This window comes from Aeromonas sp. R5-1 (assembly GCF_040908265.1).
In the GTDB taxonomy this organism is placed as follows: domain Bacteria; phylum Pseudomonadota; class Gammaproteobacteria; order Enterobacterales; family Aeromonadaceae; genus Aeromonas; species Aeromonas caviae.
Genome location: NZ_JBFODJ010000130.1, coordinates 101,136 through 126,334, shown reverse-complemented (window position 1 = coordinate 126,334; position 25,199 = coordinate 101,136). Strand labels below are relative to the sequence as shown.

At 61.7% G+C, this 25,199-nt stretch carries 31 protein-coding genes; 18 read left to right on the top strand and 13 right to left on the bottom strand.

What is annotated here, in order from left to right:
* Positions 1-21: 21 nt before the first annotated feature.
* Complete coding sequence (gene mepM, locus AB5Y64_RS19420; protein ID WP_010672809.1) at positions 22-1,359, bottom strand: murein DD-endopeptidase MepM; 1,338 nt, start codon at positions 1,357-1,359, stop codon at positions 22-24.
* Positions 1,360-1,629: 270 nt separating this feature from the next.
* On the opposite strand from mepM, the gene AB5Y64_RS19415 reads away from it, so the two are divergent.
* Both AB5Y64_RS19415 and AB5Y64_RS19410 read left to right on the top strand, forming a co-directional pair.
* Positions 1,630-2,931, top strand: coding sequence for a LapD/MoxY N-terminal periplasmic domain-containing protein (locus tag AB5Y64_RS19415; protein WP_039039729.1), 1,302 nt, complete (start codon positions 1,630-1,632; stop codon positions 2,929-2,931).
* Complete coding sequence (locus AB5Y64_RS19410; protein ID WP_039039730.1) at positions 2,928-3,869, top strand: TAXI family TRAP transporter solute-binding subunit; 942 nt, start codon at positions 2,928-2,930, stop codon at positions 3,867-3,869. Before AB5Y64_RS19415 ends, AB5Y64_RS19410 begins: the two co-directional genes overlap by 4 nt.
* Here AB5Y64_RS19410 and AB5Y64_RS19405 read toward each other — a convergent pair.
* Both AB5Y64_RS19405 and znuA read right to left on the bottom strand, forming a co-directional pair.
* Entirely contained in the window at positions 3,864-4,538 is a 675-nt protein-coding gene (locus tag AB5Y64_RS19405) for a transglutaminase-like cysteine peptidase (protein WP_039039731.1), read from the bottom strand. The genes AB5Y64_RS19410 and AB5Y64_RS19405 overlap by 6 nt on opposite strands.
* Before the next feature lie 76 nt (positions 4,539-4,614).
* Positions 4,615-5,553 carry a zinc ABC transporter substrate-binding protein ZnuA gene (gene znuA / locus AB5Y64_RS19400; RefSeq protein WP_039039732.1) on the bottom strand — a complete coding sequence of 313 codons (939 nt, stop codon included), beginning with the start codon at positions 5,551-5,553 and terminating at the stop codon, positions 4,615-4,617.
* A 97-nt stretch (positions 5,554-5,650) separates the two neighbouring features.
* On the opposite strand from znuA, the gene znuC reads away from it, so the two are divergent.
* Together znuC and znuB are read left to right on the top strand one after the other, a co-directional pair.
* A complete protein-coding gene (gene znuC / locus AB5Y64_RS19395) occupies positions 5,651-6,415 on the top strand; it encodes a zinc ABC transporter ATP-binding protein ZnuC (protein ID WP_039039733.1) in 765 nt (254 codons plus the stop codon).
* A gap of 9 nt (positions 6,416-6,424) precedes the next feature.
* Entirely contained in the window at positions 6,425-7,204 is a 780-nt protein-coding gene (znuB, locus tag AB5Y64_RS19390; protein WP_010672803.1) for a zinc ABC transporter permease subunit ZnuB, read from the top strand.
* A gap of 104 nt (positions 7,205-7,308) precedes the next feature.
* On the opposite strand, the gene AB5Y64_RS19385 is transcribed toward znuB, so the two are convergent.
* On the bottom strand, positions 7,309-8,226 hold the full coding sequence (locus tag AB5Y64_RS19385) for a LysR substrate-binding domain-containing protein (protein WP_039039734.1): 918 nt from the start codon (positions 8,224-8,226) through the stop codon (positions 7,309-7,311).
* A 91-nt stretch (positions 8,227-8,317) separates the two neighbouring features.
* On the opposite strand from AB5Y64_RS19385, the gene AB5Y64_RS19380 reads away from it, so the two are divergent.
* Positions 8,318-9,175, top strand: a complete 858-nt coding sequence (locus tag AB5Y64_RS19380) for a DMT family transporter (RefSeq protein WP_010672801.1) — start codon at positions 8,318-8,320, stop codon at positions 9,173-9,175.
* Here the strand turns inward: AB5Y64_RS19380 and AB5Y64_RS19375 are convergent.
* Entirely contained in the window at positions 9,172-9,762 is a 591-nt protein-coding gene (locus tag AB5Y64_RS19375) for a uracil-DNA glycosylase family protein (RefSeq protein ID WP_039039735.1), read from the bottom strand. The genes AB5Y64_RS19380 and AB5Y64_RS19375 overlap by 4 nt on opposite strands.
* Positions 9,763-9,864: 102 nt before the next feature.
* Between AB5Y64_RS19375 and rarD the strand changes: the two genes are divergently transcribed.
* Positions 9,865-10,758 (top strand): EamA family transporter RarD, encoded by an 894-nt coding sequence (rarD, locus tag AB5Y64_RS19370; RefSeq protein ID WP_039039736.1) that lies wholly within the window; start codon positions 9,865-9,867, stop codon positions 10,756-10,758.
* Positions 10,755-11,090 (top strand): GIY-YIG nuclease family protein, encoded by a 336-nt coding sequence (locus AB5Y64_RS19365; RefSeq protein ID WP_052258822.1) that lies wholly within the window; start codon positions 10,755-10,757, stop codon positions 11,088-11,090. The genes rarD and AB5Y64_RS19365 overlap by 4 nt, the downstream gene beginning before the upstream one ends.
* A gap of 50 nt (positions 11,091-11,140) precedes the next feature.
* On the opposite strand, the gene pspG is transcribed toward AB5Y64_RS19365, so the two are convergent.
* From pspG to AB5Y64_RS19345, 4 genes are all read right to left on the bottom strand, one after another.
* A complete protein-coding gene (gene pspG / locus AB5Y64_RS19360; protein ID WP_010672797.1) occupies positions 11,141-11,359 on the bottom strand; it encodes an envelope stress response protein PspG in 219 nt (72 codons plus the stop codon).
* Positions 11,360-11,406: 47 nt separating this feature from the next.
* A complete protein-coding gene (locus tag AB5Y64_RS19355) occupies positions 11,407-11,613 on the bottom strand; it encodes a PspC domain-containing protein (protein WP_039039738.1) in 207 nt (68 codons plus the stop codon).
* A 2-nt stretch (positions 11,614-11,615) separates the two neighbouring features.
* Positions 11,616-12,278 carry a phage shock protein PspA gene (pspA, locus tag AB5Y64_RS19350; protein WP_010672795.1) on the bottom strand — a complete coding sequence of 221 codons (663 nt, stop codon included), beginning with the start codon at positions 12,276-12,278 and terminating at the stop codon, positions 11,616-11,618.
* 206 nt (positions 12,279-12,484) lie between these two features.
* Entirely contained in the window at positions 12,485-13,213 is a 729-nt protein-coding gene (locus tag AB5Y64_RS19345) for a 1-acylglycerol-3-phosphate O-acyltransferase (protein WP_039039739.1), read from the bottom strand.
* A 163-nt stretch (positions 13,214-13,376) separates the two neighbouring features.
* Between AB5Y64_RS19345 and AB5Y64_RS19340 the strand changes: the two genes are divergently transcribed.
* From AB5Y64_RS19340 to AB5Y64_RS19325, 4 genes are read left to right on the top strand one after another with little or no spacing between them, the layout of a single operon-like run.
* On the top strand, positions 13,377-13,757 hold the full coding sequence (locus AB5Y64_RS19340) for a hypothetical protein (RefSeq protein ID WP_039039817.1): 381 nt from the start codon (positions 13,377-13,379) through the stop codon (positions 13,755-13,757).
* Positions 13,758-13,812: 55 nt separating this feature from the next.
* Entirely contained in the window at positions 13,813-15,855 is a 2,043-nt protein-coding gene (locus tag AB5Y64_RS19335) for a protein-disulfide reductase DsbD (protein ID WP_039039740.1), read from the top strand.
* Between the two features lie 10 nt (positions 15,856-15,865).
* Positions 15,866-16,606, top strand: a complete 741-nt coding sequence (locus AB5Y64_RS19330) for a DsbA family protein (RefSeq protein ID WP_010672791.1) — start codon at positions 15,866-15,868, stop codon at positions 16,604-16,606.
* A 3-nt stretch (positions 16,607-16,609) separates the two neighbouring features.
* The gene (locus tag AB5Y64_RS19325) at positions 16,610-17,134 is read left to right on the top strand and encodes a protein disulfide oxidoreductase (protein ID WP_039039741.1); all 525 of its coding nucleotides are present in this window, start codon (positions 16,610-16,612) and stop codon (positions 17,132-17,134) included.
* A gap of 76 nt (positions 17,135-17,210) precedes the next feature.
* On the opposite strand, the gene AB5Y64_RS19320 is transcribed toward AB5Y64_RS19325, so the two are convergent.
* The gene (locus AB5Y64_RS19320) at positions 17,211-17,621 is read right to left on the bottom strand and encodes an EF-hand domain-containing protein (protein ID WP_039039742.1); all 411 of its coding nucleotides are present in this window, start codon (positions 17,619-17,621) and stop codon (positions 17,211-17,213) included.
* Positions 17,622-17,888: 267 nt separating this feature from the next.
* Between AB5Y64_RS19320 and AB5Y64_RS19315 the strand changes: the two genes are divergently transcribed.
* The 4 genes from AB5Y64_RS19315 to AB5Y64_RS19300 are packed head-to-tail and all read left to right on the top strand — an operon-like array spanning position 17,889 to position 20,433.
* Positions 17,889-18,173: a DnaJ domain-containing protein gene (locus AB5Y64_RS19315; protein ID WP_024943298.1), complete on the top strand. Its 285-nt coding sequence runs from the start codon at positions 17,889-17,891 to the stop codon at positions 18,171-18,173.
* A 23-nt stretch (positions 18,174-18,196) separates the two neighbouring features.
* Positions 18,197-18,739 carry a hypothetical protein gene (locus AB5Y64_RS19310; protein ID WP_039039743.1) on the top strand — a complete coding sequence of 181 codons (543 nt, stop codon included), beginning with the start codon at positions 18,197-18,199 and terminating at the stop codon, positions 18,737-18,739.
* Positions 18,740-18,751: 12 nt separating this feature from the next.
* A complete protein-coding gene (locus tag AB5Y64_RS19305; protein WP_026035107.1) occupies positions 18,752-19,519 on the top strand; it encodes a hypothetical protein in 768 nt (255 codons plus the stop codon).
* An 11-nt stretch (positions 19,520-19,530) separates the two neighbouring features.
* The gene (locus tag AB5Y64_RS19300; protein ID WP_039039744.1) at positions 19,531-20,433 is read left to right on the top strand and encodes a hypothetical protein; all 903 of its coding nucleotides are present in this window, start codon (positions 19,531-19,533) and stop codon (positions 20,431-20,433) included.
* Between the two features lie 274 nt (positions 20,434-20,707).
* Here AB5Y64_RS19300 and AB5Y64_RS19295 read toward each other — a convergent pair whose 3' ends face one another.
* Genes AB5Y64_RS19295 through AB5Y64_RS19285 form a run of 3 tightly spaced genes read right to left on the bottom strand, consistent with a single transcriptional unit; the run spans position 20,708 to position 22,741 of the window.
* Positions 20,708-21,250: a hypothetical protein gene (locus AB5Y64_RS19295; protein ID WP_039039745.1), complete on the bottom strand. Its 543-nt coding sequence runs from the start codon at positions 21,248-21,250 to the stop codon at positions 20,708-20,710.
* A 24-nt stretch (positions 21,251-21,274) separates the two neighbouring features.
* The gene (locus AB5Y64_RS19290; protein ID WP_039039746.1) at positions 21,275-22,318 is read right to left on the bottom strand and encodes an SDR family oxidoreductase; all 1,044 of its coding nucleotides are present in this window, start codon (positions 22,316-22,318) and stop codon (positions 21,275-21,277) included.
* Positions 22,319-22,321: 3 nt separating this feature from the next.
* The gene (locus AB5Y64_RS19285) at positions 22,322-22,741 is read right to left on the bottom strand and encodes an ester cyclase (protein ID WP_039039747.1); all 420 of its coding nucleotides are present in this window, start codon (positions 22,739-22,741) and stop codon (positions 22,322-22,324) included.
* A gap of 116 nt (positions 22,742-22,857) precedes the next feature.
* Here AB5Y64_RS19285 and AB5Y64_RS19280 point away from each other — a divergent pair, with 116 nt between their 5' ends.
* The 3 genes from AB5Y64_RS19280 (at position 22,858) to AB5Y64_RS19270 (ending at position 24,924) form a co-directional block, all read left to right on the top strand.
* On the top strand, positions 22,858-23,763 hold the full coding sequence (locus tag AB5Y64_RS19280; protein WP_039039748.1) for a LysR family transcriptional regulator: 906 nt from the start codon (positions 22,858-22,860) through the stop codon (positions 23,761-23,763).
* A gap of 386 nt (positions 23,764-24,149) precedes the next feature.
* Positions 24,150-24,401, top strand: a complete 252-nt coding sequence (locus AB5Y64_RS19275; RefSeq protein ID WP_039039818.1) for a hypothetical protein — start codon at positions 24,150-24,152, stop codon at positions 24,399-24,401.
* A 148-nt stretch (positions 24,402-24,549) separates the two neighbouring features.
* Positions 24,550-24,924 carry a hypothetical protein gene (locus AB5Y64_RS19270; protein ID WP_039039749.1) on the top strand — a complete coding sequence of 125 codons (375 nt, stop codon included), beginning with the start codon at positions 24,550-24,552 and terminating at the stop codon, positions 24,922-24,924.
* Positions 24,925-25,199: the final 275 nt, after the last annotated feature.

Sequence of the window (25,199 nt, the reverse complement as noted above, 5' to 3'; positions counted from 1 at the left end):
TTTTCGTCAGGAGGGCGCCGTTCAGCCCGCCTCCATCTCTTTGCGGTAGCTCTTCACCTTGGCGAGGAACTGACGCTTGTCCTTGCCGGAGAGCGGCTCCGCCATCGGCAGCTTGATCTTCATGGGATCCACCGGCCGGTTGTTGATGCGTACTTCGTAGTGCAGGTGAGCACCGGTGGAACGGCCCGTGTTGCCGGAGAGGGCTATCTTGTCGCCCATTTTCACCTTCTGCCCGGGTTTCACCAGCAGCTTGCTCAGGTGCAGGTAACGGGTCATCAGGGTACGACCGTGCTTGATCACGACATAGGTGCCTGCCAGCGGGTGGCTGGTTGCCTTGAGGACCACACCGTCACCGGTCGCCATGATGGGCGTGCCTACTGGCAGGGCAAAGTCGGTCCCCTCATGGGGCCGGACCTGCCCGGTAATGGGATGACGGCGATTCGGGTTGAAACTGGAGCTGACCCGGTAACGGCTGTGAGTCGGATAACGGCGGAAGCCGCGCTCCAGGCTGTTTGCCTGACCGTCATAATAGTTGCCATCTTCCGACAACCAGGCTGACACGGCCTTGCCCTGGCTGAACACCTCGACCCCCAGCAACTGGGTATTGCCCGTACTCTTGCCCTCGACCGTCTCCTGACGGACCAGCACCTTGAACTTGTCACCTTTTTTCAAATCCTTGGCGAAGTTGAGGCGCCACTGGAACAGGTTGGCAATCTTCTGGATGTGGTTGGCCGGGATCCCGGCATTGCGGGCGCTGACGTAGAAGCTGCCGTTGATGACACCGTCATAGCTCTTCTGTTGCCACTCCACCTCTTCATTGAGCATGTTGGCGCTATAGGTGTCGTCGGTACGCTCCAGCACCAGGGTCTGCTTGATGTTCAGGCGGATCTTCAACTGCTGCAGAATGTTGTCCTGATCGATCAGCAACTCGATGGTCTGACCGGGTTTAAGACGCGCCAGGTTGTTCTTGGCATCCGCATCCAACACCTTGTAGAGGGTGGTGGTGGACAGCCCCAGGTTGTTGAAGATGGTGGTCAGGTTCTCGCCGTTGCGTACCCGGTAATCCTGCCATTGAGGCGTGGCATCCGCCGGGATGTCGTCTTCGGGAGCAGCTGACTCGACCAGCTCGTGATCCGGAATGTCGTTGAAGTCGGTGTTGTCTTCGTTGGTTGCGGTGCCCGTGGTGGCGATCGGCAACTCCAGACGAAGTGGCCGCTCCAGGATGTCACCGGGAGCTGGCAATACGGCTACCGCTGACAGCGTCATGGCCGTGAGCAATAGCATGGCATAGAAATGCTTGCGGGGAACCGGGGGTTCCCAATTGGCAGCCTGAGCTACCAAGGGACGGAGACGTTTCATCCGCTATCCTGTTATTAGATCTAAGGGTGGTGGTTGTGGGTCTGTTTTTATGAGTTTTTATTATGAAAACCGAATATCTGGCTTTTAGACCTAAATACTTACAAAAAGTTCATAGCTCCATGCACGAAACTCACATTTTATGCATAACCTTCCAGCATGGGCAGAAATGATCGTCATTTTCAGCCATTTTTTTCTATTTTTAAGAACCAAGTCCGGTTGTGGTGCTCTCCGGCCCAGAAAATGTTGCAAAAACATCTCCATGGAGTGGGTATGTCATTGGCAAAATTGTTAAATGTAATCATTCTGATCCTCTTCACCATCGGCGCCGCGCTGCTGCTCGTGCTGGAGATCACCACAGTACGACAGTCTATTCTCGACCAGATGTCAGCCAACCTTGAAACCGCCATCACCGCGCTGGGGCTGGTGCTGCAGGGTACCTTGCTCAACGATGACAAGGTCCTTGCCGAGACCATAGTGAACGCCATGTTCGACGGAGGTTTCGTCAACTCCGTCGTCCTGCTGGATCCGGATGGCCAGGTGCTGTTCCAGAAGGTGTTCCACACCGCACAGCAAAATATTCCAGGCTGGCTCCCCTCAGTTATCGACATGCCACCGGTCAAGATTGAGCAGGAGTTGACCGACGGCTGGCGCATTCTCGGTACCCTCACGCTCGAGGGACACAAGGGTTACGCCTACCAGCATCTGTGGAACGCCATCAGTCGTACCGGACTTGCGCTGCTCGCCGGCCTGCTGGTGTTCAGTCTGGTGATCACCTGGGTGTGCCGCCGCCTGCTACGCCCCCTCGAACAGATCAGTCTGCAGCTGACCCGGATCCGCAAACGCCAGTTCAGCGGCAACCTGCCAACCCCGTGGCTTCGCGAATTGCAGGAAGTCGTCGTCTCCATCAACCAGCTGGTCTCCGAACGCAAACGGGACCTGCTGCAACAACGGCTGAAGATCACCCAGCTTGGCAAGCACGACGCCCTCCTGACCCACCAGAAGCTCGTTGGTCTGGTCGACACCGATGGCAACACCTATCAGCAGCATTTCTTCTCCACTCAGGGGAGTATCAGGCTCTACAGCCGCCTGTTACCCAAGCACCCCCCCACCACGGACAGCTCGCCGGATGAAATTCGGGCGCTGCTCAACGACTGGCTGACCCAGAAGGCGGAAGGGCTCCAACTGCCTCTCAGCCTGCTCGGCCATCCAGACTGGGCGCAGTTTGCCCCCGTGCTGGCCAGCGCTCGTGGCAAGACGCTGGACTGGCGCTGGGATCTGGCTATCTTCCCCCCCCTGGCCGAGGAGCGACTGACTGCACTCCAGTCTCAGGGGATTGAGCTGGCGTTCAGCAACATCCCGATGAACAACGACAATCTGGCCAGACTCGACCCCATCAGACCCGTCTTCATCAGTTGCCAGCTCACCCAGTCCCCCCTTTATTGGAACCTGCTCTCCCAATGCCTCCATGCTTCCGGCTACACCTTGCTGGCGGAAGCCGGCGACGTGAGCGATGTGGACATGCTGCGCAGTTGGGGCATCGATGGTTATGCCACTCAGGAGAATGCATCATGAGGATCCCGCTGCTGCTGCTCGCCCTGCTGTGGCAACCGACCCTGCACGCGACCACCATGACCATAGGCACCGGGGGGGAGCAAGGCATCTATTACCAGGTCATCAAGGAGTTCTGCAGACTGGCCAAAAAAAGTGACCCCACGATGCCCTGCAAACTACAGGCCAGCTCCGGGTCCATCGAAAATCTCCGCCAGCTGAAAGCGGGAGAGGTCCCCTATGCCCTCGTCCAGTCAGACTGGCTCTATCAGGCCAGCCAGGGCACGGGGCCTTTCGTTGCCCAACCACAACGCGAGCTGAGGGCTCTCTTTGCCACCCACGCCGAACCTTTCACCATAGTGGTGCGAGCCGATGGGGATATCACCACCCTGGAGCAGCTCAAGCTGGCCCCCATCGACATGGGCCTGAAGAGTTCAGGGACTCGGCAAACGGCATTGGCCCTGTTCAATGTTTTGGGTGCAAAGGAGCAGGATCTTGATTTGAAGAGCGTCGCCAATCTCTCCGAAGCACTGTGCAGTAAACAGATCGATGCCTATGGCCTCGTCATGGGTCATCCCAACCGTATCGTGCTCGACACCGCCAAGCGCTGCGACGTGCGCTTCCTGGCGATCGAGGGGCCCGTCAGGGACCAGCTGCTCAAGGGGGTCAGGTATTATCAGCGCAGCCAGGTGCCGGCACGCATCTACCCGGGCAACCTCAAGGCAACCCCGACCTTCGCCATCGCCGCCACCCTGGTGACCCATGCCGCCACACCGGATGACGAGGTCTATCGGCTTACCCGGGCCATGCTGAGCCAGCAAACCAGTTTCAACGAACAGACCTATGGCTATGCGAACCTGTTTCACAAGGCGCGCAACAAGATTGGCCCGGTGCTGAGTGTCGAACAGCATCCGGGCGCGGCAAAATATTTCGAGGAGTTGAAGGCGGCGGGCAAGTTATAGCTGGCGACGGGGGGAGCGCAAATGCTCGCTGGAGAAGCGGCTCTGCATCGAGGTCCACTGGGCCAGGCGATCGGCGCTCCCCGCCAGGGTTCCCTCGCGACGAGATTTCATGATCCAGATGCTTTTGGCATCGAAACTGTAAACCGGCTGCAGATCATTGCGCTTGCTCCCCGGCAGGATGCGGCCATTGATGTTGTCCAGCACCAGGGGATCTGACTTGATGGTCGAGAAGTACAACGTCACCATGTGGAACTGGTTGTAACGGAGTGCCTTCACATAGGCCAGCCGCAGTTTCTTCTCGTCGACCCCCAGCTCCATCAGGGTGTAGTACTTGGCGATGCTGTAGTCCTCGCAATCCCCGCCTCTCGCCCCGATGAACTCCAGCGGATTGGCCCAATAATCATCATCCCCCCACAGTCTGGGATCCTCGCTGTAGGTCAGGTTGTTGAAGTAGTTGTTCACCAGCTCCAGCTTCTGCTGGTCCGTCGTTCCGGCCCTTGGCGTCAGCAGACGAGAGAAGGCCTCGGACCGCTGGATCGCTCTGGCGCCATAGACCGCCTGCATTTTTGCCCTGAGTTCCGGGCTGGCGATGTGTTCGGAAAGACCGGATGCCTGTATGCCGGATCCCAGCAGGGTCAGCGTGCAGGCAGAGACGAGCAACCATTTCATGACTGACACTCCATATCAGATGCTGGAGGTCAGTATAGTTGGCCGCGCCGCCTCTATCGTCAATGTCGGGCAAGGCCTAGCGGCACTGGGCGAAGGCATCCGCCAACTGCTGCATGAATTGCGGATAACCGTCCGGACCGAGCGGCACCTGCTCGCCGACTTCGTCCAGCAGCAGCACCTTGGCCCCGGTATTGCGGGCAACCGACTCGATCACCGCCGGGGAGAACTGCGGCTCGGCGTAGATGCAGCTCGCCTTTTTCTCTTCCAGCGCCTTGCGGATGTCAATCAGCGTCTTGGCTCCCGGGCGACGCTCCGGGCTCACGGTGAAGTGTCCCTTGGAGCTCATGCCGTAGTGACGCTCCCAGTATCCATAGGCTTCGTGGAACACGAAGTAGCCCTTCTGATCCACCGCCTCCATCTGCACGGCGATCACCTTGTCCAGGGCGTCAACCTTGCCCTCGAAGGCCGCGAGATTGGCGGCATAGCGCGCCTGGTTGGCAGGATCCAGCTTGCCCAGTTCGGTTGCAATCGCCTTGGCAATCACCTTGGCCTGGGTTGGACCCAGCCAGATGTGGGGATCCACCCCTTCGTGGTGGTGCCCTTCATGGCCCTCGTCGTGCGAGCCGTGGTCGTGGGCGGCATGGTCATGATCCTTGTCATCATGGTGATGATCGTCATGCTCCCCCTGGGTCGCATAGTTGTACAGCGGCATGCCGGGAACCTGGGTCAGGGTCAATACATGAGGATGCCGGGCAAGGGGTTTGGCCATGAAGCCTTCCAGTTCCGGACCGACCCACACCACCAGATCGGCCTCGTTGATGCTGCGAATATCGGAAGGGCGCAGGGAAAAATCGTGGGGCGACGCGCCGGTGGGCAGCAGCACCCCGGGCTCGCTCACGCCATCGGTGATCGCCGCCGCGATGAAGCCCAGGGGTTTGATGGTGGTCAGCACCTCGAGGGCACGGACAGGCAGACTCACCGCCATCAGGGCAGTGATCAGAGCAAGAATTCGCATAGAGGTCTCGTCAGGGAGTGTGTGTGTGATAATATAACAAACCAACGTCGTCGTTGTTATATTATAACTCTCACAGGCTGTAAACCCCGGAGCTGTCATGACCCAACTGGTGGAGCTGAAAGAGGTCTGTCTCTCATTTGACGGACGACTCGTGCTCGACAAGGTCTCCTTTACCCTGAACAAAGGCAAAATCACCACCCTGGTCGGCCCCAACGGGGCGGGCAAGAGCACCCTGAGCAAGCTGGTGCTGGGTTTGCTCAGCCCAGATTCGGGGGACATCGTCCGCCGCCGCGATCTGCGGGTCGGCTATGTACCCCAGCGCCTCTATCTGGACCCCACCCTCCCCCTGACGGTGCGCCGCTTCCTGCAACTTGGCAAGAACAGCCGCCTCTCCATCGAGGAGGCGCTCAATCGGGTCGGCGCCCAGGATCTGCTGGATAACCGGATGCAAAAGCTCTCCGGTGGCGAGATGCAGCGGGTACTGCTGGCCCGCGCCCTGCTGGTCAAACCCGAGCTGCTGGTGCTGGACGAACCGGTGCAAGGGGTAGATATCACGGGCCAGATCGAGCTCTATGCCCTCATCAGCCAGCTGGCCGCCGAGTTCCACTGCGCCGTGCTGATGGTCTCCCACGATCTGCACCTGGTGATGGCCAGCACTCACGAGGTGATCTGCCTCAATCGCCACGTCTGCTGCCACGGCGAGCCACAGAGCGTGGCCCGCCACCCGGAATTTGCCCGCCTGTTCGGGCGACCGGAGCGGGAGGTGCTGGCGGTCTATACCCACCATCACCACTGCGATGGCGAACACCATCATCATGAACCGCAGGCTCCCGTCATCCGCCTGCCCTCTCGCAACAACTAGGATCTTCACGTGGACAGCTTTCTGTTATACGCCCTCGCGGCCGGACTCGGCATCGCCCTGCTGGCCGGGCCGCTTGGCAGCTTCGTGGTGTGGCGCAAGATGGCCTATTTTGGCGACACCCTCTCCCATGCCTGCCTCTTCGGCATCGCCCTCGGCATCCTGCTGCAGGTGGACCTCACCCTGGCGGTCGTGGTCTGCTGCCTCGCCATGGCGATGCTGCTGGTCATCATGAGCCGCAACCAGCAGGTGGCCACCGACACCCTGCTCGGCATTCTGGCCCACAGCGCCCTGTCGCTGGGTCTGGTCACCCTGAGCTTCATGGACAACGTGCGGGTGGATCTGATGGCTTACCTGTTTGGCGACCTGCTCTCGGTGCAGCCCATGGACCTGCTCTGGATCTACGGCGGCGGCGCCCTGGTGCTGCTCACCCTGTGGCGGCTCTGGGATCCCCTGCTCTCCATGACCATCTCGGAAGAGCTGGCCCGGGTGGAAGGGGTGCGGGTAGATGTGCTGCGCTGCGTGCTGATGTTGCTGATAGGCCTGGTCATCGCCGTGGCCATGAAGTTCGTCGGGGCGCTCATCATCACCTCCTTGCTGATCATTCCCGCCGCCACCGCCCGCCGCTTCAGCCAGACCCCGGAGCAGATGGCCGGCTTTGCCGCCCTGACAGGCTGTCTCGCCGTGCTGGGGGGCCTTGCCCTCTCCTGGTATCAGGACACCCCGGCCGGTCCCTCGGTCGTAGTCTGCGCCACCACCCTCTTTGTACTGAGCCAGTTCAAGCGCACCTGACCCGCTCCTGATGGCCCTGGTCTCGCCAGTGCCATCAGGCCTCCCGAATCAGACTCCTGCGTCGTGGGCTGCGCCGTCCATTCTGCATAGGGCACCCAGCCCGTTCAGACACGCCTGAGAGGCTCGTTTTCCCCGGGTCTCAGGCTCGCCTGCGACTCCTGCCACAGCCACTGACGCAATCGGCTGATGGCGGGTTCATGGGCGCGCGAGCGCTTGAAGACGAAATAGAAGTTGTCGCCGGTCTCGAGGGCGTGCAGGGGCAGCCGCACCAGACGCGGATCCTCCGGCTGCAACATGTAGTCGTTGATGAGCGCCATTCCCTGGTCCCAGTTCGCCGCCTCCAGCGCGAGCAGGATATGGCTGAAATGGTGCACCCTCGCCTCGGGGGGAATGGTCAGCCCCCCCATTTCGGCCCAGCGCCGCCAATCTTCCCCCTTCTCGCGGTAGATAGCCTGGATGGAGAGCAGCGGCAGCTGCCACAGGGTGGCGGGCCAATCCCCTTCCACCTGCTGCCACATCCGGCGACTGCATACCGGCATCAGCCGCTCCCGATAGAGCAGATCGTGCATGTAGCCCGGCCCTTCGGGGGAGACGGTGATGAAACCGTCCGCCACCCTGTCGGAGAGCTCGGGATCTTCCGCCACCATCTCCAGGCTGAGATCCAGCTCGGGATAGAGCTGGCGCAGCCCGGCCAAGCGAGGGATCAGCCACTTCACCGCAAAGGAGCTGTAGACCGCGAGCCGCACCCGCATCTCGCCTCCACCGCGCAACTGCTCGCTACTCTGGGCAATCTGGACCAGCCCGGCGGCGATCCCCTCGAAATAGATCTCCCCCTGGGGCGTCAGGGAGAGCAGCCGCCCCTGGCGCAGCAGCAGCCGCTCCCCCAGAAAATCCTCCAGCAGACGGATCTGGTGACTGACAGCACTCTGGCTGACATTGAGCTCCAGGGCGGCGCGGGAAAAACTCAGCAGGCGGGCAACCACCTCGAAATATTGAACGGCGCGCAGGGGGGGCAGCTTCATTATCCAAATTTCTCATGTGTGATGATTTTTTATCATTTTACTGGATAACAGACCGCGGGCTACCCTCCCCTCATCTGAATCTGGAGGTGGTATGAATGCAGTCGGGATAGGCATCCTCTATCTGGTGCTCGGCAACATGGTGGCGGTCTTCTCCGATGCCCTGGTCAAGGTGCTGGAGCCGGACCAGCCCATTTTCCAGTTTGTCTTTTTCCGCCAGCTCTCCGCGGCCCTGCTGCTCGCCCCCTGGCTGCTCTGGTCCTGGCGGCGCAACCCGCCGGTAGCCCTCAAGTGGCACCTGCTGCGGGCCCACATCTGGGCCGTCGGCGTCTGCCTGATGGTGGTCGCCCTCACCCGGCTGCCACTCGCCACCGCCAACGCCCTCTTCTATGCCGCCCCGCTGCTGATGGTGCCGCTCGCGGTCTGGCTGGCGGGGGAGGCACTCTCGCGCCAGAAGGTGCTGACGGCGCTGCTCGGCTTCGTCGGAGTACTCATCGTGCTGCGCCCGACCGAAGTAAACTGGGCCGCCCTGGCGGCGCTCGGGGTGGCGCTCTCCCTGGCGGTCAACAACCTGCTGATCAAGCGCATCCCGCTCCAGCAGCCCATCGCCCAGACCCTGTTTTTCACCAATGTGCTGAGCATGCCCTTCATCCTGGCGCTGGCCTGGTGGGAAGGGGGCGAGTGGCAATGGCAGATGTGGTGGCCCGCCTTCGGCTCCTCGGCGCTCATCATGGTCTACGCGGGGCTGTGCGTGATGGCCTATCGCAAGGCGGAGGCGAGCAAGATCGCCTCGGCGGAGTACACCGGGCTGCTGATGGCGGTCGCCATCGGGGTCTGGCTGTTTGACGAACAGCCAGGGCTGCCGCTGCTGCTGGGGTGCCTGTGCATCATACTGCCGCTGGTCGCCATGGCCCGCAGCAAGCCCAAGCCCCAGGCCGAGCCGGCGCTCTAGCCTGCCGGGTCAAGCAGGGGGGCGACCCTCTGCTGCAGATGGGGGATCACTGCCTGCTCGAACCAGGGGTTCTTCCTGAGCCAGAGGGTGTTGCGCGGGGACGGGTGCGGCAGCGGCAACCAGGCCGGGCCATAGTCCGCCCAGTGTCGCACCGTCTCGGTGAGCGATCCTTTCGCCGCCGCCCTCAGGTAGTAAGCCTGCGCATACTGGCCGATGAGCAGGGTCAGCTCGATGTTGGGCAGCAGCATCAGTACTTTGTCGTGCCAGGTGGGGGCACATTCCGGGCGCGGCGGCAGGTCCCCCGACTTGCCCCTGCCGGGGTAACAGAGCCCCATGGGCATGATGGCGATGCGGGATTCATCGTAAAAGGTGGCCTTGTCCACCCCGAGCCACTGGCGCAGCCGATCGCCGGAGGGATCGTCCCAGGGGATGCCGCTGGCGTGTACCCGGGTGCCGGGGGCCTGGCCGATGATGAGCAGACGGGCGCGCTCGTTGCCGCGGATCACCGGCCTTGGGCCGAGCGGCAGGTGGGCCTCGCACAGGCGGCAGGCCCGGATCTGTTCAAACAGGGGATCGAGTCGGTTCATGGGCCCGATAGTACCAGAGTTTTCTCCCCGCTCCCGCTTGTGAAAGGGGCGGCGGATACTTATCATGCAGCCGCCATTGTTTAGTTTAATAAACGGAGAGAGATGAAGAACTGGATGGGCACCGGCAGCGCGGCCCTCTCATTCGTGCTGTGGGGCATGCTGCCCCTCTATTACCAGTTCATGCCCGAGATCAACATGTGGGAACTGCTCTCCCACCGGGTGCTCTGGTCCGTGCTGCTGCTGGGAGGCCTGCTTCTGCTCCTCGGCCAGCGGGTGCCCTGGGGGGCCCTGCGCGGTGATCCCCGGCAGCTCGGCCTCGTGCTGCTGGCAGGCCCCGTGATGTCCATCAGCTGGTGCATGTTCACCTGGTGCCTGACCACGGGCCAGGTGCTGGCCACCAGCCTCGCCTTCTTCATGACCCCGCTCTTCAACATCGCCTTTGCGGTGCTCTTCCTCAAAGAGAAGCTCACCCCGCAAAAACACCTGGCGGTGGCGCTCGCCCTGGCGGGGCTCGCCTACATGCTCTTCTCCTACGGCCAGCTGCCCTGGTTCTCCCTCGTGATGGGGGCCAACTTCGCCCTCTACGGCCTCATCAAGAAGAAGGTGAGACTGGACGCAGGTACCAGTCTCTATCTGGAGTCCCTGGTGCAGTTGCCCGTCGCCCTTCTCATCATCGGCTGGCTGACCTTGCAGGGCACCAGCCAGTTTATGGCCGGTGACTGGACCGAGCGCCTGCTGCTGATGGGCAGTGCCCCCGCCACCCTGCTGCCGGTGGGGCTGTTCTGCTATGCGGTGGCGCGCACGCCCATGAGCACGGTGGGGCTGCTGCAATACATAGAGCCGAGCCTCGCCTTCCTGCTCGCCCTCTTCTGGTTTGGCGAGATCCCGGATCCGGTGAAATCCGTGGGCTTTGCCTTCGTCTGGGCCGGCCTGCTGGTGAGCCTGCTGCCCCTGCACCGGCTTGGGCGCCAGCGGGCCAGGTGGCGCACCTCGTGACCCTCGCCACCCCCACTCCCTCCCGCTGGTTTGTCTATCTGGTGCGCACCGGCACCGGGGCACTCTATGCGGGGATCAGCACGGATCCCGAGCGGCGACTGCGTCAGCACCAGAGCGGCAAGGGTGCCAGAGCCCTGCGCGGCAAGGGCCCCCTCTCCCTGGTATGGCAGCAGGAGGTCCCCGGCAAACGCGAGGCGCTGCGCCTCGAGTACCGCCTCAAGCAGCAGAGCAAGGCGTTCAAGGAGCGCCTGGTACACGAGCCGGCGTTGTGGCACGGCTGGCGCCTTTCCTGGCTTGCCACCCCGCACACCGACCCTGTGTCGCCCCCATAAAAAGGGCCACTGCAAGCAGTGGCCAAGGAAGGATACGAAATCAGGGAGGCTTAACGGTAGGTGTTCGACTGCTTGCGCCTGTTGCTGAGGAGCCAGCACACCACCAGCACCACCAGCAACCAGGGCGCCAGCTTGATGATGAGGGCAAACATGCCGGCCAGGGCGCCAAACAGCACGAAGACCCCGCTCACCAGCAGCATGGCCAGCACGGTGAATCCGGTCAGCGCCATGCCGATCAGCACCAGGATCAAGACGATAAATTCCAGCATGTTGTGCTCCTCACGGGCTTGCACTTGCCGACGGGGCGATCCGGAGATCACCCCAGCCAGCGTTGAAGTTCACGGCGGGGAGGCATGACGAGCACCCCCACCAGATAGAGCGCCAGGGCCAGCGGCGGCATCAGGATCAGGGCGAGCAGGGCCACCACCCGCACCGTCACTCCGGACACCCCCAGCCCTCTGGCAAGACCGGCGCAGACCCCGGTCAGCTTGCGATGGGCGAGATCCTTGGGCCAGGGTGTCATGGTTATGCCTCCACCTTCTGACCCTTGAGCCGGGCCAGTTCCCGCTCAATCTCGTCGTTCAGCTCCAGTTCGCGGAACTGGGCCTCGAGGGACGGATTCTGCCCCAGGGTCGCCGCCTCCAGCTGGGCCTCCAGCTGATCGACCCGGTTCTGGAAGCCGTCGAAGCGGGCCACCAGCTCGTGCATGCGCTGGTTGTCCACCTGGGCACGGGCGCGGATGCGGCTGTGGGCGGTCTGCTCGCGCAGGGTCAGCATCTTCTGCTTCTCCCGCGCCTCGGTCAGCTTGGCCGCCAGTCGCTCGCTGTCGGCGGTGAGCTGGGCCAGCACTTCGGCCACCCGCGCCTTGTCCTCTTCCAGCCGCTCGCACTGCTTCATCTCCGCCAGCTTCTCGGTGAGGGCGGCACGGGCCAGATCTTCGCGGCCCTTCTGGATGGCGAGTTCGGCCTTGGCTGCCCACTCCTGGATCTGGTTGCGCAGCGCCTGCTGATGGCGCTCCAGCTGTTTCTGTTCGGCGATGACGCGGGCGGCCTGGGTTCTCATCTCGACCTGGACCTGCTCCATCTCCTCGATCATCAGGCGCAGCATCTTCTCCGGCTCTTCGCTCTTGTCGAGCAGGCTGTGCAGGTTGGCATTGATCACGTCGGTCAGGCGGCTGAATACGCTCATGGTCTGGCTCCTTGTTGATGGGGTGTCACTCTCTTCCCATGACATTACAAGAGCCGTGCCAGAATGTTTTTGCCTTTATTTACAATTAGATGAAAGTTAACGATGGATGTTCACCGGATACAACGTGGTGAAAAAAACCAACAAGATGGTGATTTTCACCAATAAAAAAGGGAGCCAGCGGCTCCCTCTCTTCTCTGCAACCGGGCTCAGGCCGCCGGTCGATGGCCGAGCTTGCCATCCAGCTCCGCCAGCTTGGCTTCCATCTTCTCCCGGCAGGTGTCGGAGAGCTCGCGAATGCCAGCGGCGCCGTGCTCCTTGCTGCACACCGGGGCCATCACCTCCAGCAGCACCTCGCCGTTGTCCCAGCGGTTGAGATCGACCTGACCGAAGTAGCTGGAGCAGACGATGGGCACCACGGGCACCTCGGCCTGGACGGCAGTGTGGAAGGCCCCCGCCTTGAACGGCAGCAGACCGCGCCCCTGGGAGCGGGTCCCCTCCGGGAACATCCAGATGGAGGTGCCGCGATGCTTGATGCGATCCACCACCTGGCCGATGGTGCCGATGGCGCGGGAGCGGTTGGAGCGGTCGATCAGCACGTTGCCGGAAAGCCAGAAGATGAGGCCGAAGAAGGGGAGCCACAGCAAGCTCTTCTTGCCCACCGCCACCACGCCGGGCTGCACGGCGCCGGTCACGGTGAAGATGTCGTAGTTGCTCTGGTGATTGCAGACGTAGACCGCCGGTCCCACCGATTTGACCTCGTCGGCCACCGTCACCCGGACCTTGAGGCCGATCAGCGGGCAGACCGCATGATACATGCGGGCGAAGACATAGACGTTGTTCGGGTGGCGCGGGCGCACCAGACAAAGCAACAGGCCGAACAGGAACCAGAAGACGAGCAGCAGTGCCAGCAGCAGCACACGGGCAAGTTTGAGCATCGAACACCTCGGAATTTGACTCGGCGCAGTATACTGGTCCCCCTTTTAGCGAACAAGCGTTCGCCAGACAGAACCGACCAGCCCCGGACGTCACCGGTCACCCCGGCTTGCCCCACCCGCCATTGCCCGCTAGGATGTGGCCATCTTGATGAACGGGGCGAGCATGATTTTGCAACAACGCGCGGCGACACGACTCCTGCTGCTGGTCTGCCTGCTGGTGCTCAATTGCGCGGCCCAGCCGCTGGCCCGCCTCGCCCTGCTCGATCACGCAGTGAGTTGCCAGACCCTGCCCCAGTTTGCCTCAGCCGACGACCAGGCCGACAAGGGCACGCCCGCCAGTGTGCAGCCCAACAGCTGCCAGCTCAACGGCAAGTGGCTGAGCGCCGCCAGTCTGCTGTGCGTGGAGCAACTCTTCTTCGCCATCGCCTTCGTGATTGCCCTGCTGGTGCCCCTGTCACGGCGCGCGCCGGCACTGCCTCCCCCCATCAATGTCTCGCCGCCGGAGCGGCGACTGCACCTCACCCTCTGCGTCTGGCGGGAATGAGTTCAGCCGCGCTTTTTCAGCCTGCTGTCACTCATTTTTTTGCGAGACCCAACACATGTCGAATCTCTTCAAGGCGGCCCTGCTACTGGGCAGCCTGCTGTGGCAATCCAGCGGATTGGCCAGCGATACGGGGTGGCTCACCCGCCCCCAGAACAGTCACGCCAAGGTCAGGCTGCAAGCCGACCGCAGCGTCCCGGATCAGACCCGCATCCTGCTCGATGTCCAGCTGGAGTCAGGCTGGAAGACCTACTGGCACAGCCCGGGTGAAGGGGGCATAGCGCCCCAGATCCTGTGGGATGAGCCGGTCGGCGACTTCCAGTGGCACTGGCCCACTCCGCGCCCCTTCGAGGTCGCCGGGCTCAGCACCCAGGGCTATCAGGAGCAGGTACGCTTCCCCCTGAGCCTGGGCTACCCGGCCGGACAGCCGCTCAAGGGCACCTTGCGCCTCTCCACCTGCAGCAATGTCTGCATCCTGACCGACTACCCCTTCACCCTGGCGGCGGATGAGCAAGCGCCGGCCGGCTTTGACTTCGCCTGGGCCCGGGCCATGAGCACCCTGCCACAGACGCTGCCCGCCGACACCCGGGTCGAGCTCGGCTACCAGCATAACCAGCTGCAACTGCGGGCCGAGCGGGCAGAAGGCTGGCAGGAACCTGCGCTCTTCATCGATGCGCTGGAGGGGGCCGAGTTCGGCAAGCCCGCGCTCGAGGTAAGCGGCACCACCCTGATTGCCCGGGTGCCGGTCAGCGATGGCTGGCAGGGGGATGCCCCTGACTTGCGTGGCCAATCCCTCGGCCTGCTGCTCACCAGCGGCGAGCAGGCCTGGCAGACCCGCGCCACCATCGCCGATCCCCTCGCCCTGCCGGCCCCGGGGCAGCCACTCCTCTGGCTGCTGGGGGCAGCGCTGCTCGGCGGTCTCATCCTCAACCTGATGCCCTGCGTGCTGCCGGTGCTGGCTCTGAAACTTGGCACCGTGCTGCAGCAGCAGGAGCGCGAACAAGGAGGCGTGCGCAAGCAGTTCCTCGCCGCCAGCGCCGGGATAATCACCTCCTTCTGGGTGCTGGCAGCCATGAGCAGCCTGCTGCGCGCCACACAAGGGGCCGTAGGTTGGGGGATCCAGTTCCAGAGCGCTGGTTTCATCGGCTTCATGGTGCTGGTCACCCTGCTGTTTTGCGCCAACCTGCTGGGGCTGTTCGAGATAAGGTTGCCCAGCAACCTCAACACTCGCCTCGCCACCCGCGGCGGCGAGGGGCTCGGCGGTCACTTCCTGCAAGGGAGTTTCGCCACCCTGCTCGCGACCCCCTGCTCGGCCCCCTTCCTCGGCACCGCGGTGGCCTTTGCACTGGCGGCGCCCCTCGGCCAGCTCTGGCTCATCTTCACGGCCCTCGGCCTTGGCATGAGCCTGCCCTGGCTGCTGGTGGCGGCCCTGCCGCGCCTTGCCCTCTGGCTGCCCAAACCGGGGCGCTGGATGGAGCGACTGCGCATCCTGCTCGGGCTGATGATGCTGGGCTCCAGCCTCTGGCTGGCGAGCCTGCTCGGCAACCATCTGGGCACCACGGCCACCGGCTGGCTGATGGCCGCCATGGTGCTGGCGCTGCTGATGGGCATCCTCTGGCGCTATGGCCTGCGCGGCTTCACGCTGGCCCTCTCCCTCTCGGCACTCATCGGCGGCGCCCTGCTGCTGGGGGGCGCCCTCACGGTGAAAGGGGGTGGCAGCGTCGATCGCATCGCCTGGCAGCCGCTCTCCGAACAGGCCATCGCCGACGCCCTGGCCCAGAACAAGCGGGTCTTCGTGGATGTCACCGCCGACTGGTGCGTCACCTGCAAGGCCAACAAATACAACGTGCTGCTGCGTGACGAGGTGCAGCGCGCCCTGTCGGCCCCGGACGTGGTAGCCCTTCGCGGCGACTGGAGCCGGCCGAGCGATGCCATCTCCGTCTTCCTGCGCCAGCGTGGCGCCGCCGCCGTTCCCTTCAACCAGATCTACGGGCCCGGCCTGCCGGAAGGAGAGGTCCTCTCTCCCCTGCTGGACAAGGCCGACTTGCTCGACAGCTTGCACAAGGCCGGCCTCGTTCAGGCCGATGCCACCCATTTCTAAGGAGAATGCCATGAGACTGCGAACCCTGACCCTCTGCACCGCCCTGGTCGCCGCCACCCTGGGCACCCCCACGCTGCACGCCGCCCCCTTCACCCCGGAGCAGGAGGCCCGCATCAAGGAGCTCATTCGCGAGACCCTGATCGCCAACCCCGGGATCCTCGACGAGGCAGCCGAATCCTGGGAGAAACAGAACGCCGCGACCCAGCAAGCCCAGATGGGTGACTTCATCAAGGGCAACCAGGACGTGCTGTTCAACAGCCCCACCAGCCCGCGCCTCGGCGCCAAGCATCCCAAGCTGACCCTGGTGCTGTTCACCGACTACAACTGCCCCTACTGCAAGCAGTTCGACCCGGCGGTCGCCAAGCTGCTCGCGGCCTATCCGGACGATCTGGGGCTGGTGATCAAGCTGCTGCCGTTCAAGGGACAGACCTCCGCCAAGGCAGCCCAGTACAGCCTGACCCTGTGGCAACAGGATCCTGCCCGCTTCCTCCCCCTGCACGACAAGCTCATGAGCAAGCAGGGGATGCTGACCGAGACGGACATCAACAAGGCGCTGGCCGCCACCGACAACCTGACCCTCAAGCCCGCAGGCAAGGCCACCGAAGAGCTGCGCAACAGCCTGCGCATCGGCACCCTGCTGGGCGTGCAAGGCACCCCGGCGACCCTTATCGGCAACCAGCTGGTGCCGGGTGCCATTCCCTATGACGAGCTGGAGCAGCTGGTCAAAGCCGAGCTGGCCAAGCGGAGCTAAGCCATGGCCGAGGATACAGGCATAAAGGCCCCCCGCTGGCGCCGCTGGGGCAAGGAGGCGCTCTGGCTGCTGCTGATGGCGCTCGTCATCACCACCCTGGTGGATCTGTGGCGCAGCCCCACCCTGCCGGCGGGGGCCATGGAGACCCCCTTCACCCTGCAGGACGGCACCACCACCACTCTGGCCGCGCAGAGCCGCGGCAAGCCCCTGCTGGTCTACTACTGGGCCAGCTGGTGCGGGGTGTGCCGCTTCACCACTCCCACGGTGGAGCAGCTCTGGCAGGAGGGTGAAAATGTGCTGACGGTGGCCCTGCGCTCCGGCAGCGATGAGCAATTGCGCGCCGGGATGGCGAAGAAGGGGCTGACCTTCCCCACCCACAACGACGAGTCCGGGGATCTGGCCGCCCGCTGGCAGGTGGGGGTGACGCCGACCTTCCTCGTCATCAAGGATGGGGCTCTGGTGAGCAGCACCACCGGCTGGAGCAGCGCCTGGGGGCTCAGGTTGCGGCTGCTCTGGGCAAGCTGGTAGCCCCCTTCATGCCAGAGATGCAAAGAGCCCGGTATCGCTACCGGGCTCTTTTTCATCAGAGGGCTGACAACCCGTCCTATTGGGCGGCCTCCATCGCCCGCTTCTCCAGATTGGCCTTGATGTCGAGACGCTCAGACTCCCCGATCACTCCGTCACCGTTCTTGTCCAGGCGAGTGAAGAGCGCCTCCTGCCGCGCCATGAACTGGGCCCTGGTGGTCTCCCGCGACGGCTTGAGCTGGCTCATCCGCTCCGGGACCGGCTTGCCAGCCTGTTGCATCACGCCAGCCAGCTTTGCCAGGTTGGCCTCTTTCTCGGCAACCGACAGCACGCCGTCACCGTTTTTGTCTTGCAGGGCAAAGCGCTGGGCGGCGCGCTCCATGAACTGGGCCCTGGTGACATCCCCCATCAGCGGCGAGACGGGCAATATGTCGCTGGCAGAGGCGGCACTGCCTGCCAGCGCGAGCACGAAAAACGCGGACTTGACCATGGCGATGACTCCTTGTGACGGCAGAATCCGGATGGTTCGGACAAGAGGGGGCCGGGCAACGCCGGGGCCTGCCGCCCCCCTCTGCCAGTGTAGCCCCACCGCCATCTCGCACCGCCCGCTCTTTTCGTACAGAAAGACCGCACTTTCATGGCAGAGGCGCCGGCTTTCCGTTAAAATCTCCGGTTTTTGCCGAGCCTGGTTTGCCGACGTTGCGCCACCAGGTCGACACAGGATGAATTCCACCATGCCAGTGAGGCAGGATCCGTCATGAACAACTACTTCCGGGTGTTGGGCGTCAAGTCCAATGCCAGTGAAAACGACATCAAAAAAGCCTATCGACGGCTGTCGAACCAGTACCACCCCGACAAGCTGCACGGGGCGAGCGAAGAAGAGAAAGAGCAGGCAGCCGCCCGGCTGCACCAGGTAAAGCAGGCCTATGAAGTGCTGTCCGATCCGAAACAGCGGGCCGCCTTTATCAAGGATTTCAACAACGTCATCGTGACCGATCCCGCTGCTGCCATGCAGGAGATGTGGGACCAGTTCTACCCCTGAGCCACCAGGCAAGAAGAGCGACTATGCAAAAAAAATGGGACCAGGCACGGCTCAAGGCCCTGCAAAGCGATGCCAGCGAGAACATCGAATCCTACCGGGATCAGGATGACCCCAAGGGGCTCGAGCAGTTCACCGACCAGATGAAGGCCCTGCTGCTGGCCGACATGAGCATGCTGGAGTTCATGCCCGAATACCTGCCGCTCGCCCTCTATGGCCGGGTGCAGTTCCCGGCCAAGGCCAAGTCGCAGTGGAACAAGTGGCTCGCCAGCGGCGAGCAGCCCTCCTGGGACGAGTTCAAGGTGAGCGTCGGCTTCAACAACGCCATCCTGCCCCTGGTCAAGGCGGTGCGGGCACAGAGCGAAGATCAGCTGATGGAAGCCTGCGCCGTGCTGTTCCTGCTCGACAACCCGCTGCCGCGCGGCAGCCACCGCGCTGATGACGACTATGAGCTGCGGGACGAAGAAGAGGAAGACGGGGAAGATGCCGACGCCGACTACCACGGCGGCAGTGACCGCTATGGTGATGACGATGGCGATCAGGATATGTACGACGAAGTCCGTTTCTAATTGGGGCAAGGCATGAGCAACAGTCTGATAGAAATTACCGCCATCGAGATCAAAGAGCTGGCCGTCATCGAGCCGAAGCAGGCCAGCGAGAAGTTCGAGCTGATCGCCAAGACCATGTCTGACGACCAGTTGGCAGAAGTGATTGAAAACATTGATATCGTTACCCTGACCCAGATCAACGGCCAGCACGACATCTCCTTCCCTTCCATCATCTCCGAGCTGATGACCCCGGAGCGGATCCGCGACATCGTCTGCCAGCAGCCCCTCTACTGGGAAGAGGCGATCAAGAACAACGCCGACGAGCTGCAACAGCACACCTTCGACTTCCTCAACTACCTGATCCGCACCCAGGATAGCGAGGCCAAGCAGCGGGAGATCCTCGAGTGCGTGGCCGAAGATCCGGCCGGTCTCTTCTACCTCGCCATCCCCTTTATCGAGTTCTATCGCGGCGATCGCTATGAAGAGGACGAAGGCTATCGCGACGTGCTGCACGCCGAAGAGGAAGATCTCGAAGAGTCCCTGCGCTACAGCGAGCGCCAGCAGGCCGAAGACAGCCACGACTATGCGCTGGACGACCCGCGCAGCCTCTTGATGCTCATTCGCGAGCTGGCCCCCGAGGTGGAAAAATCCATCAAGTCGCTGCTGCGCAACGAGCACTCCACCTGGGACGGCATCATCAACAAGTTTGCCGCCGAGCTGGTGATGCAGGCCAAAGAGAAGAACAAGGTCGAGGAAGACGAGTACGGTGACGTCGACGACATGTTCAGCTTTCTGGATTAAGGAGCCCATTCATGCAGTTAGTCATTCGCGATGCCAACCAGGGCCCCTTTCTGACCCAGGTGCTGCGCTTTGGCCGCGACAACGAACTCTTGAGTCAGCAGCAGCTCGCCGCCATCAAGGGCAAGGCGGTGCTGATGAGCCTCAAATTCGCCGACAAGTACTACAACAAGTACAAGATGCACCTGCTGGAGCAGGCCGCCCACGACGTCATCGGCGTGGTGAGCCTCGGTCTGCAGGAGCTCTCCCAACGGGACCCGGCCAAGGCCCTGGCCCTGCTGCAGGCGCCGGAAGGCCCCATCAAGCCGTTCCAGAAGGGCTGGTCGATGCTCATCACCGTCAGCCCCAAGCAGGCTGGCAACAGCCTCTACGGTGACGTGGATGCGCGCCTGCTGGACAAGATCTCCAGCCCCCCCGATGTGGAGGAGTGGCAAGGGTGGCAGGAGTACGAGAAGGCGCTGACCGAGCACAACAAGAGCCGCCTGATGGCGCTCATCGACCAGCACTTCTTCGCCTGCGAGAGCGACCACCCCACCATGGAGGACAAGCTGGCCGAGGCGCTGCTCTACCGCATCCTCTGCGGCAAGGGCAGTGGCGCCGCCCCCCTCAGGGTGAAGCAGGATCTCAAGCGCAAACTGGCGCGGGAGATTGAGCTCGACGAGGGCTGGTACGACACCGACTACCTCGCCGCCCAGCTCACCCTGATGCTGAGCGCGTTGCCCGCCGACATGGCCACCGCCCTGCGTCAGGAGCTGAGCCCGGGCTTTGTGCCCAACCTGCTGCATACCCTGGGGTTTGTGCGTCAGTACCAGCAGTTGCAAAAAGAGGACGCCTCGCCGGAGAAGCTCGACAACATGGAGATGCGCGCCGGTCTCAAGCATCCATTGCTCGGCTGGCCCCTCTACCACGACTTCTAAGGGGCCATACCCCCTTGCAGGACGGCCCCCGCCGCTCCTCCCCACAACGCCCGGCTTGCCGGGCGTTGTGCTATCTGCCTGGCAGTAGCCGCCGCCGAACAAGCACTGCCAATAGAACACGCCCCTATATAAGCACCAACGTACAACCAACCCAATTGTAAGGCGTCGAGCGCTCCTCTCGGAACGCTCGCAGGTCATTGCAACCATACCCGTATCGGCCCAGTCAATTTCGAAGGGGGGTCGCCGATCTCTGTATAACAGAAGCGCTCACCTCTTAAATGCTGTCATTTTGATACACAGTCGCACTCCAATATTGGCTGCCGTTACCTGTTTGGCGAGTCCATCCATCTGCCTCCAGTTGTCTGGCGATCATTCGATTCATAAAGCCATGACCGAGCAGCAGCACCGGTCCTTCGCTGGCAAGGGATTGAAGTCGTTGAGCTGTCGTGCTGGCGCGCATCTTCGCAGTGCCGACAGATTCGACTCTGTGTGAGTAACCCCACAACCATAAAATTCGCAGGATAAACGCCCAGGCAAACGGCGATAGCCGTGGCAGTATCCAGTGGCCATAAGGCAGTTGCGCTTCACAAAATAGCCCGTCGATGAGGGCGGGCTTCAGGCCGAGAGCCTGGACTGAGGTCAGCGCGCGAGGCAAGTTGCTCGAGACTATTACCTTGGCGGTGGCGGCGAGTTGCCTGCTGGCATCCGGGACGGGGTACTTGGTAATGTCGGAACTGTCGTACTGCTCGATCCAATCTTTCATCTCGAGCGCTGACATTTTGTCGGTTCCGGCCAGCTTTGGCTGGCCGTGACGCATCAGGATTATTTTCTGCTCACTGTCTCACTGTCCGTTTACGCCCTTGTCCTGATATGTTCCAAACCAACCGTGATCACGGTACCACACCACTGTGTCGGTGATGGTTTGCTCCAACGCCCGGAAACGCAGATCAAGTTCTCGCTCACTTTTGCCGTGATTGAAACAGGTGCGGTCCTTTTCTCGTATCAACAGGCGCAACGTAGCCATGCTCAGCAGAATGGGCTTGCCAGTAATACGCGCGTAGACCTCCTGCACCGCCGCCAAGGCGTATAAAAAGGGCAGCGGCAGTTGTCGAACGGGTGTCTTGACGCCAGCGATGCGCCCAAGAACAGGTATCAGCTCACGCATTGTCATATGCCGGCCCGCAGCGAGATAGCGCTCACCCCGGCGCCCATACTTGGCTGCAGCGATCAACGCCAATACCACATCGCGAGCATCGACAACGGAGAAGCTACCGGGGATAAGTCCGGGCAATTTGCCGCGTACGACATCGTTGACCAACTGTCCCGAGGAGGTCGGGCCAATGTCGGCAGGACCCCACATCCAGCCAGGCAGGACCATGCAGGCATGCATCTCGGGATGGGCTTCCAGGAACGACAGGACGACACGGTCGGCGAGGATCTTGCTGCGGTAATAGTCATCCGCGTCAGCGTCGGCCCGCAGACAGCTTTCATCAATTGACGTGCCGGGTGCGCCGTCGAGCACGGCAATGGAAGACGTATGGATAAACCGTCTTATGCCAGCGCTGTAGGCCTGGCCAAGCAGGTTCCGTGTACCTGACACATTAATCTTGTCGAGCTCCTCCCAGTGACTGCCGCCCTTGTAGCAGTCGCGAAAGTACGCTGCAGTGTGGAACACCGTATCACAGCCTTGTAGCGACGCAGCGAACGCATCGACATCAGCCATGTCACCCACCACCAGTTCCACACCCGGCAAATCCTTGAACTGTTGTTCACCTTTGGCTCTTGAACGAACCAGGGCTTTGACTGCGTGACCACGAGCGACCAATTCACGCACCAGGTTGTTGCCCAGCAAGCCGGTCGCGCCAGTGACAAATGTGTTATGCATGCATCACCCCTCAATCTGGTCGGCTAACGGCATCAATACCACACTGTCGAAGAAAACTTCTTCACGTATGACCAAGCCGTCTCTGAAGGTCAGGTGTGCGGCGTAATACAAGGTAATGTGGCGCCCATGAGGTGGAATCACCCGGTCCGACAGCACTAATGGTGCAGTGAAGGTGCCGGTCAGGAAGACGATCAGTGCCAAACGATCGTCAGTGACAACAAATGGGCTCAAGATCACTTGGGCATCAGGGAATGCTTCGAGTAGCGCCAGCTCTCGCTTCTGCATGGCCTCACGACCTGTTTGTATCCCTATGCCATCGAAGTAGATAACGTCTTCGGAAACCAGTGCAAACATCGCCTCCAGGTCTCGGCGATTAAAGGCGCTGGCGGCGCATGCCGCATAGCCATTGGAACCAGTTGTCATACAGTCCATTCCATGCTTTTCGAGGGAGTGTAGATATACCGTTGACGCCGCTATCTAAAAACAGCGACTACTGCATAATGGCTTTGCAAATTTGCAGATCAGGCAAGATATGGAGCATGGCTTTGCAAGCAAACTGGGACGATCTTCGCCTGTTGTTGGCAGTCTCGCGACGTGGCAGCTTTCTTCAGGCTGGCCAATTGCTGGGGATCGCAGCCTCTACTGTGGCGCGACGGCTGACTCAGCTTGAAGGCGCACTGGGCGAGCCACTCGTCGAGCGGGGAGTTGAAGGATGCAGATTGACCCCGCGAGGCCAATCCCTCGTGGACGTTGCCCTGGCTGCAGAAGCAGGCTTGAGACGTCAAACCGTGACGGGCATGTCCGAACCGCACACCGTGCTATCTGGCAATATCGTGGTCAGTGCAGGAGAGGGGTTCTCGTCTTGCGTGCTGGAGGCCGCGAGTCGCTTCACCACTCTGCATCCGCGATGCTCGGTGGAGTTGCTGGTCACAGCCGATTTTCACAAGATCGTCCGCGGCGCCGCAGACATTGCTGTACGCACGACTCATCTGGGCGAACCTTCGCTTATTTATCGCTTCATAGACAGGCTCGCTTATGGTGTCTTCGCCGATGCAGCTTATCTGAAGCAGTTTCCGGGGCTGACTCCAGCCACTGCGGTCAATATTGGCCTGCTTCCTCCGCTGGACATGTTGCCTCAAATGCGTGCGGCAAAGGCCGCAGGTCTGGACCACACGCCGATCAGCGTGAACTCGTTCGCTGTTCAACTCGAATCGGTGAGGCGAGGTATGGGCGTGGCGGTGCTGCCCCGTATTCTGGCGAAGGGTCTGATCGGATTGTTCCCGGAACTCCAGCTTCCAGATATGGAGGTCTATCTGGTGACCCGGCCGCAGGTATTGAAACAGGCTCACATAAAATGTTTTTTTGTCATCCTGGAGAAGGTTCTTATTGAAGCCCTGTCCATGAGCAGTGTCGAAGATCACCTCTTGGGAGACGCGCCGAAATGAGTGCGTCATATACAGGACCTTCAGATTCAACCAATTGAAATAGATATAAAAACACTTCGTTTGTGATCTCGTTTATCGCCACACAAAATCAACACGCGCGAAGCCTATGACCATTATCAATGCTAATGACTAACTTCTGGGTCCCGCCGTACTCGAGCACATTGCTCGGCTGGCCCCTCTACCACGACTTCTAGGGCGCGTGTTCGCCGCCATCCTGTCGCATCACAACGCCCGGCCCGCCGGGTGTTGCGGTGTCTGGCCGGCGGACATCCTGGTCGGACTACCTCGTTAGCCTAATTGGCCCCGTTTTTGGCAGGGATATAATGCATCCTTCCTACAGGCAGCAGGAGCCAGGCGTGAGCAGAAAGCCGGACCGCATGACCGCCATGCAGCAGATCATCGACGCCGTGAAGGCGGAATTTCCGCTCTATCAACCGGATACCTTCAAATGCGGGCCGGACAACACCTGCATCGGCTGCCCCAAGAAGCTGATGGAGCTGGTGGATACGGACCTCTGCTACTGGCAATATCAGATCGATCGCGGCATCCCGCCCAGCTTCGACGAGCTCAACCGCTTCGGCAAGATGTGCAAAAATATCCGCCGGGCCCTGGTGCGCAATGGCCGCATCCCCGCCTGATGAGAAGCAATATGCTGCCTTCATCGGTTTTTTGTGATGGTTTTATCCACCAGAATGAATCACCACCTTATTTAATGGCTAGGCATGCCTTGCTCACCGCCTATCGTGCTGATGGCCGACGCAGGTTCATTGCCCCAAGGAGCACAATATGACTCAGGAAAGCATCCAGACCCGCTACACGCTGGATCCCGCCCTTGCCAGCGCCACCGAGCTGGAGCAAGCCATCGCCCGGGCCATCGAGGCCAACAAGCAGGACTTCTTCCCCCTGCTGGAGCGGCTGGTGGATGTGGGCGACAGCCGGGTCAAGCTCAGCCAGAAGGATCCCCTGCGGGTGCTGGGGGTGGAACTCGACGAGGCTCGCACCGGCGGCACTGCTCGCCTCGGCTACGAATCCAACTTTTCCGAGAGCTGCCGCCTTATCGACGAATACGACCAGCACCAGACCAGCGTGGATTTTACCCTCAACGGGGATCAGCTCGTCTTCGATCTTGAGCTGCCCATCGAGTGGAACTTCGACAACTGATTGGCGGCGTTGCCATTCCCCTGGCTTGTTGTACCCAGCGGCGCCTCCCCTCACCCTCTCCCAAGAGGAGAGGGGATCGTATCCCGCCAGCCAACCGGTGTAGCTGTCACACATTCCAAAATTGCTGCGATCTGGGCTCCCTTCTCCCACTCTTTGCCATAGATAAGGGGAGAAGGGTCGGGGATGAGGGGGAACATACCATCCCAACTGAAGCCATCGACAAGCAGCAGAGCGTTGAATCAAGCAGGGCAAGTAGGGTCGATTAGCGAAGCGTA

Coding starts and splice junctions, on each gene's coding strand:
- AB5Y64_RS19280 (WP_039039748.1), top strand. CDS start 22,858: ATGGCTTTGCAAGCAAACTGGGACGATCTTCGCCTGTTGTTGGCAGTC.
- AB5Y64_RS19275 (WP_039039818.1), top strand. CDS start 24,150: ATGCAGCAGATCATCGACGCCGTGAAGGCGGAATTTCCGCTCTATCAA.
- rarD (WP_039039736.1), top strand. CDS start 9,865: ATGAAGAACTGGATGGGCACCGGCAGCGCGGCCCTCTCATTCGTGCTG.
- AB5Y64_RS19345 (WP_039039739.1), bottom strand. CDS start 13,213: ATGCTCAAACTTGCCCGTGTGCTGCTGCTGGCACTGCTGCTCGTCTTC.
- AB5Y64_RS19320 (WP_039039742.1), bottom strand. CDS start 17,621: ATGGTCAAGTCCGCGTTTTTCGTGCTCGCGCTGGCAGGCAGTGCCGCC.
- AB5Y64_RS19300 (WP_039039744.1), top strand. CDS start 19,531: ATGCAGTTAGTCATTCGCGATGCCAACCAGGGCCCCTTTCTGACCCAG.
- AB5Y64_RS19385 (WP_039039734.1), bottom strand. CDS start 8,226: ATGAAGCTGCCCCCCCTGCGCGCCGTTCAATATTTCGAGGTGGTTGCC.
- AB5Y64_RS19290 (WP_039039746.1), bottom strand. CDS start 22,318: ATGCATAACACATTTGTCACTGGCGCGACCGGCTTGCTGGGCAACAAC.
- AB5Y64_RS19375 (WP_039039735.1), bottom strand. CDS start 9,762: ATGAACCGACTCGATCCCCTGTTTGAACAGATCCGGGCCTGCCGCCTG.
- AB5Y64_RS19270 (WP_039039749.1), top strand. CDS start 24,550: ATGACTCAGGAAAGCATCCAGACCCGCTACACGCTGGATCCCGCCCTT.
- AB5Y64_RS19335 (WP_039039740.1), top strand. CDS start 13,813: ATGTCGAATCTCTTCAAGGCGGCCCTGCTACTGGGCAGCCTGCTGTGG.
- mepM (WP_010672809.1), bottom strand. CDS start 1,359: ATGAAACGTCTCCGTCCCTTGGTAGCTCAGGCTGCCAATTGGGAACCC.
- AB5Y64_RS19305 (WP_026035107.1), top strand. CDS start 18,752: ATGAGCAACAGTCTGATAGAAATTACCGCCATCGAGATCAAAGAGCTG.
- AB5Y64_RS19415 (WP_039039729.1), top strand. CDS start 1,630: ATGTCATTGGCAAAATTGTTAAATGTAATCATTCTGATCCTCTTCACC.
- AB5Y64_RS19295 (WP_039039745.1), bottom strand. CDS start 21,250: ATGCGTCACGGCCAGCCAAAGCTGGCCGGAACCGACAAAATGTCAGCG.
- znuC (WP_039039733.1), top strand. CDS start 5,651: ATGACCCAACTGGTGGAGCTGAAAGAGGTCTGTCTCTCATTTGACGGA.
- AB5Y64_RS19325 (WP_039039741.1), top strand. CDS start 16,610: ATGGCCGAGGATACAGGCATAAAGGCCCCCCGCTGGCGCCGCTGGGGC.
- pspA (WP_010672795.1), bottom strand. CDS start 12,278: ATGAGCGTATTCAGCCGCCTGACCGACGTGATCAATGCCAACCTGCAC.
- AB5Y64_RS19380 (WP_010672801.1), top strand. CDS start 8,318: ATGAATGCAGTCGGGATAGGCATCCTCTATCTGGTGCTCGGCAACATG.
- AB5Y64_RS19330 (WP_010672791.1), top strand. CDS start 15,866: ATGAGACTGCGAACCCTGACCCTCTGCACCGCCCTGGTCGCCGCCACC.
- AB5Y64_RS19405 (WP_039039731.1), bottom strand. CDS start 4,538: ATGAAATGGTTGCTCGTCTCTGCCTGCACGCTGACCCTGCTGGGATCC.
- AB5Y64_RS19410 (WP_039039730.1), top strand. CDS start 2,928: ATGAGGATCCCGCTGCTGCTGCTCGCCCTGCTGTGGCAACCGACCCTG.
- AB5Y64_RS19355 (WP_039039738.1), bottom strand. CDS start 11,613: ATGACACCCTGGCCCAAGGATCTCGCCCATCGCAAGCTGACCGGGGTC.
- znuA (WP_039039732.1), bottom strand. CDS start 5,553: ATGCGAATTCTTGCTCTGATCACTGCCCTGATGGCGGTGAGTCTGCCT.
- AB5Y64_RS19310 (WP_039039743.1), top strand. CDS start 18,197: ATGCAAAAAAAATGGGACCAGGCACGGCTCAAGGCCCTGCAAAGCGAT.
- AB5Y64_RS19285 (WP_039039747.1), bottom strand. CDS start 22,741: ATGACAACTGGTTCCAATGGCTATGCGGCATGCGCCGCCAGCGCCTTT.
- AB5Y64_RS19315 (WP_024943298.1), top strand. CDS start 17,889: ATGAACAACTACTTCCGGGTGTTGGGCGTCAAGTCCAATGCCAGTGAA.
- AB5Y64_RS19340 (WP_039039817.1), top strand. CDS start 13,377: ATGATTTTGCAACAACGCGCGGCGACACGACTCCTGCTGCTGGTCTGC.
- pspG (WP_010672797.1), bottom strand. CDS start 11,359: ATGCTGGAATTTATCGTCTTGATCCTGGTGCTGATCGGCATGGCGCTG.